The 1,936-nt window shown below is 62.2% G+C and carries 3 protein-coding genes and 1 pseudogene; 3 read left to right on the top strand and 1 reads right to left on the bottom strand.

Going from position 1 to position 1,936, the window contains the following annotated elements; genetic code table 11:
* Nucleotides 1–109: 109 nt before the first annotated feature.
* Nucleotides 110–433 carry a nucleotidyltransferase family protein gene (locus AC2VON_RS09435; protein WP_486952709.1) on the bottom strand — a complete coding sequence of 108 codons (324 nt, stop codon included), beginning with the start codon at nucleotides 431–433 and terminating at the stop codon, nucleotides 110–112.
* A gap of 128 nt (nucleotides 434–561) precedes the next feature.
* Between AC2VON_RS09435 and AC2VON_RS09430 the strand changes: the two genes are divergently transcribed.
* The 3 genes and pseudogenes from AC2VON_RS09430 to AC2VON_RS09420 all read left to right on the top strand — a co-directional run.
* Nucleotides 562–807: a FitA-like ribbon-helix-helix domain-containing protein gene (locus tag AC2VON_RS09430; protein WP_486952708.1), complete on the top strand. Its 246-nt coding sequence runs from the start codon at nucleotides 562–564 to the stop codon at nucleotides 805–807.
* The gene (locus AC2VON_RS09425) at nucleotides 804–998 is read left to right on the top strand and encodes a PIN domain-containing protein (protein ID WP_486952707.1); all 195 of its coding nucleotides are present in this window, start codon (nucleotides 804–806) and stop codon (nucleotides 996–998) included. Before AC2VON_RS09430 ends, AC2VON_RS09425 begins: the two co-directional genes overlap by 4 nt.
* Before the next feature lie 250 nt (nucleotides 999–1,248).
* A pseudogene (locus AC2VON_RS09420) lies at nucleotides 1,249–1,809 on the top strand (transposase); the annotation flags it as partial.
* Nucleotides 1,810–1,936 lie beyond the last annotated feature (127 nt).

Raw genomic sequence — 1,936 nt, 5'->3', positions numbered from 1 at the left:
ATAGCGTCGTAGGCCATCTCATCGTGCGGGCCGCCAAGGTGGCTGAGGTAGGACTGACATTTCTTGGCCGCGACCAACACGTCGCTGAGACGGTCGGTGTCCTTCCTGGTCACAGCGCGACAAAATCTTTTCGTGCGGTTTGAGCAACTTTGGTACGCAAGAGCTTTTCGCATACCACGTCGACCCTAACGCCGAGTAGCTGCCGCAAATCTTCGCTCAAGCCTGACAGTTCCCACAAGGCATCTTTGTCGCCGGCGGCCATGTCCACCATCAAGTCGATGTCGCTGGATTCGGTGGCGTCACCGCGTGCTACTGAGCCGAACAGCCGTGGATTGCCGGCTCCGTACCGTGCGAGCAACTCCAGAATTTCGGCCCGGTTATTTTTAACCAGCGTCTGCAAAGTCGCCGCGCGTGCGGTCGTCTGCGTCGTCATCACCTAAGCCTATTCCGATGCGACCCAAGCTGGGCGGTCCACTCGGAATCCCGGCCCTTCTGGGCCGGGAGCAGGACGGAGCGTCGTGGTACCTCCTGCTCGCATTGCTAGCAGGAGGTGCAGCTTTCATGGCGGCGATCAGTGTGCGTGACTTGGATGAAGATGTAGCCACCCGGCTGAAAGTGCGAGCTGCTCAGCACGGACGATCGATGGAGGCTGAAGTTCGAGCGATCCTCACCGACGCGGTTGCCGAGGCAGCGCATGAGCGCGTCAACCTTGTGCAAGCAATCCGGCAACGCTTCGGCACGATCGGTGGTGTCGAACTGGAAAACCCACGCCGGTCGGAGCTACCCCGTGTTGCGGATTTGGCGTGATCGTTGTCGACACCAACGTCGTTGCGGAGATGATGCGTGATGAACCGGATCGCAACGTGTTCGCCTGGACCGATACGGTGGGGCGATTGCACACCACGGCGATCACGCTCGCCGAGATTGAATACGGCATCGCGCGGCTGCCCGACGAGCTTTCGAGACTCGCGCCGCCTACCGATACGCCCAGATCGTGATCACCCGGGAGAAGCTCGGCCGCCCCATTGCCTGTCGGCGGCCATGAAAAACTGCCCGTAGGCGGCCACGAAAGTGCCCGCTGACGGCCATTAAGAACTGCCCATCTGCGGTCACGAAAGTGCCCACCAGGGGGCATGGATCTGCCCAGACCTATCCATCGCAGCCTCGGCGCGTCGCCGGGTTGTGGGTCTCTCCTGTGGTTTCGATAGCGACGCCCAAGTCGAATCGCAACCTCAGGAGAGACCGCAAGTGAAGTCTGACGGAGAAATCATGGAAATACTCAATGCCTACGACCTGACCGGGTCCTATCGGGCCGCCGGTGAGCTGTGCGGCTGCTCGCATCACACGGTCGCCAAGGCCGTCGCCGACCGTGATCGTGGTCTGGCACCGGTGGTGCGCCGCGCCCAGATGATCAATGATTGGCGCGACGTCCTGGAAGGGTGGGTCGCTGATTCACGCGGGAAGATCCGCGCCGATAAGGCCCACGTGCGGCTGCAAGCCCTGGGCTATGCCGGCAGCGAGCGCACCACCCGACGCGCCGTCGCCGAGGCGAAAGCCCAATGGCGGCTGGGTAATACGAGAGTACACCGGCCGTGGATCACCGAGCCGGGATTGTGGCTGCAATACGACTTCGGTGACGGACCGCTCGTCGATGGGCGCAAGGTCGTGTTGCTGGTGGCCTGGCTGGCGTGGAGTCGCTTCCGGGTCGTGATCGCGTTGCGGGACCGGACTGCACCGAGTGTGTTCGCCGGGCTGGACCGGATTTTCCGGATCATCGGCGGTGCCCCCACCTATGTGCTGACCGAAAATGTTCCGCGGAACATTTTCGGTCTTATGTGTCCGCCCTCGTTATGTGCCGGGCCGGCCGTGGTGCCGTCAAGAAGCCCTGTGCCGCATTGGTTTGACGACTCTTCGGGTCGGCGACGGGGCGCATAAC

This window comes from Mycobacterium sp. TH-M82, assembly GCF_057473605.1.
The sequence above is the reverse complement of the archived record's forward strand: the minus strand, read 5'-3'. Positions and strand labels throughout refer to the sequence as shown.

Bases quoted from the DNA above. Each gene is read 5' to 3' on its own strand.
- AC2VON_RS09435 (WP_486952709.1), bottom strand. From the start codon at position 433: ATGACGACGCAGACGACCGCACGCGCGGCGACTTTGCAGACGCTGGTT.
- AC2VON_RS09430 (WP_486952708.1), top strand. From the start codon at position 562: ATGGCGGCGATCAGTGTGCGTGACTTGGATGAAGATGTAGCCACCCGG.